Below are 286 nucleotides of genomic sequence, written 5' to 3' on the forward strand. Positions count from 1 at the left end.
CTTCCGATCGTCGTCGGGCTTGGCGTCCGGCTTGGTGGGCTTGTGTTCGTCGTCAGGCTTGGCGTCCGGCTTGGTGGGCTTGTGTTCGACGGACTTCTTGGCGTCCTGCCCCTTCTTGTCGTCCTCGGCCTTCCTCGGCTCGTCGCCCTTCCGCGGCTCGTCGTCCTTCTTGGGCTCGTCGTCCTTCTTTGGCTCGTCGGGCTTCTTGTGGTCGTCCGTCTTCTTGTGGTCGTCGCCGGTCCTGGCCTCGTCGCGGCCGTCATCCCGGGTGGGTTTGTGCTCGTCG

Annotated in this window: 1 pseudogene; it reads right to left on the bottom strand. The window is 65.4% G+C overall.

Features of this window, described 5'->3' with window-relative positions:
- Positions 1 to 286, bottom strand: a pseudogene (locus HT134_RS44480) (hypothetical protein); the annotation flags it as partial.

Source organism: Nonomuraea rhodomycinica (assembly GCF_013363995.1).
Classification (GTDB): Bacteria; Actinomycetota; Actinomycetes; order Streptosporangiales; family Streptosporangiaceae; genus Nonomuraea; species Nonomuraea rhodomycinica.